5 protein-coding genes are annotated in these 5,823 nt (G+C 28.2%); 2 read left to right on the forward strand and 3 right to left on the reverse strand.

The genetic code is table 11. The features are described from left to right. Positions 1 to 122: 122 nt before the first annotated feature. The 3 genes from mreC to sppA all read right to left on the reverse strand — a co-directional run bounded on the left by mreC (position 123) and on the right by sppA (position 3,919). On the reverse strand, positions 123 to 950 hold the full coding sequence (mreC, locus tag M3Z80_RS08760; protein WP_293919235.1) for a rod shape-determining protein MreC: 828 nt from the start codon (positions 948 to 950) through the stop codon (positions 123 to 125). A gap of 27 nt (positions 951 to 977) precedes the next feature. Then, a complete protein-coding gene (locus tag M3Z80_RS08765) occupies positions 978 to 2,006 on the reverse strand; it encodes a rod shape-determining protein (protein WP_293919236.1) in 1,029 nt (342 codons plus the stop codon). 152 nt (positions 2,007 to 2,158) lie between these two features. Beyond that, entirely contained in the window at positions 2,159 to 3,919 is a 1,761-nt protein-coding gene (gene sppA / locus M3Z80_RS08770; RefSeq protein WP_293919237.1) for a signal peptide peptidase SppA, read from the reverse strand. A 46-nt stretch (positions 3,920 to 3,965) separates the two neighbouring features. Here sppA and folK point away from each other — a divergent pair, with 46 nt between their 5' ends. Then, complete coding sequence (gene folK, locus M3Z80_RS08775; RefSeq protein WP_293919238.1) at positions 3,966 to 4,376, forward strand: 2-amino-4-hydroxy-6-hydroxymethyldihydropteridine diphosphokinase; 411 nt, start codon at positions 3,966 to 3,968, stop codon at positions 4,374 to 4,376. Between the two features lie 94 nt (positions 4,377 to 4,470). Next, positions 4,471 to 5,823 (forward strand): OmpA family protein (locus tag M3Z80_RS08780; protein WP_293919239.1); only part of this gene is annotated, 1,353 nt, incomplete at its 3' end.

Consider the following 5,823-nt stretch of genomic DNA (forward strand, 5'->3'; position numbering starts at 1 on the left):
TATAATATAAATTATAGGATTATACTTATGGAAAAAACATATATTATTAAATACGAAAATCTGTACTAATATTATAATGGGTATTAAAATTAAATTAATTAATGTATATCTAGTAAGCATTATTAATTGATCGAATCTTTCAAAATTTTTATTTCATCTTTATCCAATTTATCCACAACATATACTTTTTGTATATTACCCATATCTTGAAATAATTCTACTGAAATATTCCAATTACCTGTCTCTTCATCTATAGATTTGCTACTAACTCTTCCGATCAATATACCTTCTGGATACACCTTTGACTTACCATCGGTTTCAATGGTATCTCCTACTTTTACTCCTACATATTTAGGAATATCCGATAATGTCATAATTCGTGGATCTTCTCCTTGCCATAATAGCGTACCATAATATTTACTTGATTTTAATCTAGCATTTATTCTTGTATTTTTATTAAGTATGGATATGACTTTTGAATAATTTTTTGTACAATTAATAATCATTCCAACAACACCAGTAGAAGTAATTACTCCCATTTCCGGACTTATCCCTTGATTTGTACCTCTATCAATAATTAAATAATTGTTTGATCTGGTAATTGAATTAGATATTATATCAGCATTGGTATAATAATATTTTTGCTTATATTTGGTTGTATCCAACATAGCAAAAAACTCAGGTTTTATTATTTTTGTCTTTCCTAAGAACTTATTTCTATATTCTTTGTTTTCTTCAATTAAACGTTCATTCTCTTCTTTAAGATTTAAGTAAGATGTTAAATAAGAAATTTTATTATCAAAAAAACCTGTAAATGAAATTATTTTACCTTCAAGAATTGAATTATGATAAACATTCTTATTAAAGGAAAAAAAAAGCGCTAATATCTGTAAAAATAAAAATAGTAAAAATCTACTATTTTTTGATAGAAAATTCACCAATACAGACATTAAAATATTTTATTTTAAAAGTTGTTATTATTTTATTAAAAAATTCTCGAACTTTTCAATATTTTTTAGTGCAATTCCCGTACCTCTAACTACCGCCCTTAGTGGATCATCAGCTATAAAAACAGGTAATCCTGTCTTCCTACTTATTCTTTGATCTAAACCTCTAAGTAAAGCTCCTCCTCCGGCTAAATATATACCTGTGTTATATATATCCGCTGATAATTCCGGAGGTGTTCTTGATAAAGTTTCCATAATAGCATCTTCTATTCTTAATATAGATTTATCAAGAGCCCTAGCCATTTCTTTGTAATTAACCATAATCTCCTTAGGTTTACCGGTGATCAGGTCTCTTCCTTGCACTGGTAAATCATCCGGTGGATTATCTATCTCTTCAAGCCCAGAACCTACTTCCATTTTAATATGTTCAGCCGTTTTTTCTCCAATAAATAAATTATGATGAGTCCTTAAATAGTATAGAATATCATTATTGAAAACGTCTCCAGCAATTTTAATAGAATTATCACAAACTATTCCTCCTAAGGCAATAACAGCAATTTCCGTTGTCCCCCCTCCTATGTCAATAATCATATTACCTTTAGGCTGAGTAACATCTATCCCGACTCCAATAGCTGCTGCCATGGGCTCATATATTAGCTTTACATCTTTCGCATTAACTTTAGCCGCTGAATCTTTTACAGCTCTTTTTTCAACTTCTGTTATTCCTGATGGAATACAAATAACCATTCGAAGAGACGGGTTAAAGATTTTGCCTTTTATCCCGGGAATTTGTTTTATAAATTCTCTTATCATATGCTCAGACGCACCAAAATCAGCTATAACCCCATCTTTCAAAGGTCTTATTGTTTTAATGTCATCATGTGTCTTCCCTTGCATTTGTTTGGCTATTTCTCCCACTGCAATAGGTTTCATTGTTCTTCTATCTATTGCAACAATGGAAGGACTGTCAACAACTACTTTATTATTATGAATGATTAAAGTATTTGCTGTACCCAAATCAATCGCAATTTCTTGTGTAAGAAAATCAAATAATCCCATTTAAATTTAAATTAATTATGTGCCATTTGTTTGAATAACTTCTAGAAAAAACTAAAATTATCTCTTCTAAATCTTTTAAGCTGTGCAAAGATATAACATCTTTATTGAAAATGATATATTACTTATAATATTTTTACTAATGTTTTTTTTTCTTATCTAATTTCTATTTCAAAAGGCATTAAACACTTTATCTCTTGACCGCTATCAATATTTTTTAATTTTTGCAGCAGTTTATAATTATCATTTCCTAATTCATATTTAAGAAATCTATCTTTAATTATTACGCTAGTTTCTTCGTTATCAGGTTTTATTATACTTAAAAATAAATCCCATTCGGATTTCGGTTTAGGATAAGTAAGTAAATTATATTTAGATAAATTTGCTTTTTTTGCAGCATAATTAATTGCATCGTTAAAATTACCTATTTCATCTACTAAACCATGTCGAACTGCATCTTTCCCACTCCAAATTCTCCCTCCTCCTAATGAATCTACTTGTGAAAAACTCATATTTCTCCCCTTCATAACCACATTAACAAATTTTTTATAAGTTATTTCCACACCTTTACCCATAACATCTCTAAAACCTTCAGATGTACCTTCCATTAAAGAATAATACAATGAATTTGCATTAGTAGCCACATAATCAGAAGTAATACCGACATTATTAGCTAATTTTTTAATATCTGGAATCATTCCTAATACTCCGATTGAGCCTGTAAGTGTATTTTCTTGAGCATAAATTTTATCACCAGCCATAGAAATGTAATATCCTCCAGAAGCAGCTATATTACTAAAAGAAACGATTATAGGTTTTTTCTTTTTTAATTCTAACAGTTCATATAAAATTTCTGCGGATGCATTTGCACTTCCTCCCGGTGAATTTATTCTTAATACTACGGCCTTTATATTATCATCATTTTTTATTTCATTAATATTATCTATAAATGTTTTGGAATGAATCTCCGTATCTCCTATTCCTGTGTATATTTGACCTGTAGCATATAATATTGCAATTTTATTATTACTCTTTGAATCATTCTTAATAGTTTTATTATACTGATATGGAGATATCTTATTAATATTCTCATCATCATTAAACCCTAATTTCTTTTTAATGATATTATCATATTCAGACTCATTAATTAATCTATCTACCAATTTATACCTTAAAGCTAATTCCGGTATAAAACTATATAAACTATCCACACATTCATTAAAATTTTCGGTAGTTATTTTTCTTGATGAAATTATATCATTAGATATTTTATGCCAATAGTTTTGCAATAATTCATTTAATTGAATTTTATTTTCTTTAGATAGGTTCTCTCTAAGATAAGGTTCTACAGCTGATTTATATTTTCCATGTCTAATAACCTCGAAACCTATCCCATATTTTTGTCCTAAATTTTTATAAAATAAAACTTCTGCTGATAAACCCGTTAATTCTAAACTGGCATTCGGGTTTAGGAATAAAGAATCAGATATTGAAGACAAGTAATATGCTTTTTGATCACAATCATTACTATAAGAATAAATAAATTTATTGCTTTGCTTAAAATCAATCAAAGCTTGACGAATTTCAGATATTTGCGAATATCCTGCATTTAAATTTGATAGTTTCAAGCTTATTCCCTTAATTTTATCATCATTTTTTGCATATTTAATTAAATCTAAAATTTCTTTTAAAGAAATATGATTTTCATTATCAATGAAAAAAATATCAATACCATCGTTTGGAGATTCAATTATTGGGTTATTTAGATTTATTTCTAAAATTGAATTATCTTTAACAACTGGTTTAGATGGAATAAATGCAATAATATTTATTACAATCAAGCTAAACACACCTATACTCGTTAATAATATAATTCCAACGATAGTTGCTAATACTTGTATGATAAATTTTTTCATTTCTTCATTATTTTTAATCAAATATAATATAATTATAAATTAATAGATGAATAAAGTTGTTTTGTTACTTGGAAGTAATTTAGGAGATAAAAAAAATAATATAATAAAAGCTTTAGATTTAATTAATTACAAAATAGGTCGTATTTTAAAAAAATCTGAATTAATAGAATCTGAACCTGAAGATTATATCTCAAAAAATAATTATTTTAATATAGGTGTTGTTATTAATACAACTCTTTCTCCTATTAAACTTTTAAAATCCATAAAAAAAATTGAACATCTTTTAGGTAGAGATTATGACAGTTTCTATAGCGGAAAATATGAGGATAGAACTATAGATATCGATATAGTTTATTATAATTCTATATTATTTTATTCAAAACATTTAAAAATTCCTCATATCGCACATATTTCGAAAAGAAGTTTTTCAAAAAAAATTTTATACGAATTAGTTTAATATATTTTTTTATTTAAAAAATTTTGATAATTTTACATCCTTCAATGATTTTGTATAGAAGAAGGCTTAATATACTTACTAATTAATTATAGTTATGAATATTGTTACGAATAAAAAATGTATTCTAATTTTACTTTCAGTTCTTTGTATTTACTTGAATGTACATGCTCAAAATGTAGATAGTAGTAATTTCACTGAAGATTATGTAAAATTCACTAAAGATCAGAAACAATTTAATGACTGGTCTGTATCTATATATGGAGGTGTTCCTTGGTTAATAACTGCTGACTTTACCTCTGTTGATAACGGTGCATCAACCAAATGGAGAGTTGGATATGATTTTCAAGCCTCAATAAATAAACAAATATCTCACGCCTTTGGAATAAGTTTATTGGGACAATTTGGCGAATCAAGACAAGGATATGGTTCAAAAAAAGTGGATGCAAAAACAAATTATTTAGCAGTTAGCTTTTTAGGTGATTTAAATGTTTCTTCGTTATTTAGAAGAATTGACAATAGATCATCTTATAGATGGGCAATTCATGCTTATGCAGGTATAGGAACAATTCAATATAAAGCTAAAACTAAAGCACGTGAACAAGGTGAGACGGAATATTCGACTACGGCTGATGTAGATATGGGTCTTAAATCTGTGTTTGCTCAGGTGGGACCCGGAGTAACATACAAAATTAATAAAAGATGGGATACTTCTTTTAAAGCAATATACGTAATGACAGGAGATGAACTTTTTGATGGTTCTGGTAATAATGGTCATTATGCTGATTTGCATAAAGGAGGTAAATCGGATAACTTTATAACTACATCTTTTGGTTTAACATATAAAATAGGAAAACATAATGAGCATTTAAGTTGGGTTGATCCATTACGTGAAATGTTTACTAAAATTAATGATGTAGCAAGTCAACAGCAATTAGAAGTTTGTGTATTTGGTGATAAAGATGATGATGGAGTTTGTGATGATTGGGATAGAGAACTTGATACACCTAAAGGAGCGCGCGTAGATGGATCCGGTAGAGCCTTAGATGTTGATTTTGATGGTATAATCGACTTATATGATAAATGTCCGACTTTCCCTGGCCCTGCATCCAATGACGGTTGTCCTGAACCACAAAAATTAGCTGATGACGCAATTAATCCGCTTATCGCTACTATGGGTGGTATACAGTTTAATCTTGATTCAGATAAGATTTTATTAGAATCTCAACCTATTTTAGATAAAGTAGCTGAAGTCATTATTAAATACGGTAAAGGAACAAGATTTTTAGTTGAAGGCCATTCTGATGCAAGAGGTTCAGTCGCTTATAATTTGAATCTATCTAAAAGAAGAGTAACTTCTGTTATCAAATATTTAGTTTCTAAAGGCGTGCCGCCTTACCAATTAACAGGTAAAGGAATGGGATTTAAAAATCCAAAATATCCTGAATGT

It is taken from the genome of Apibacter sp., assembly GCF_025291155.1.
GTDB lineage: Bacteria > Bacteroidota > Bacteroidia > Flavobacteriales > Weeksellaceae > Apibacter.

What these genes read in the sequence shown, in the direction of transcription:
- mreC (WP_293919235.1), bottom strand. Translation starts at nt 950, where the DNA reads ATGTCTGTATTGGTGAATTTTCTATCAAAAAATAGTAGATTTTTACTA.
- folK (WP_293919238.1), top strand. Translation starts at nt 3,966, where the DNA reads ATGAATAAAGTTGTTTTGTTACTTGGAAGTAATTTAGGAGATAAAAAA.
- M3Z80_RS08765 (WP_293919236.1), bottom strand. Translation starts at nt 2,006, where the DNA reads ATGGGATTATTTGATTTTCTTACACAAGAAATTGCGATTGATTTGGGT.
- sppA (WP_293919237.1), bottom strand. Translation starts at nt 3,919, where the DNA reads ATGAAAAAATTTATCATACAAGTATTAGCAACTATCGTTGGAATTATA.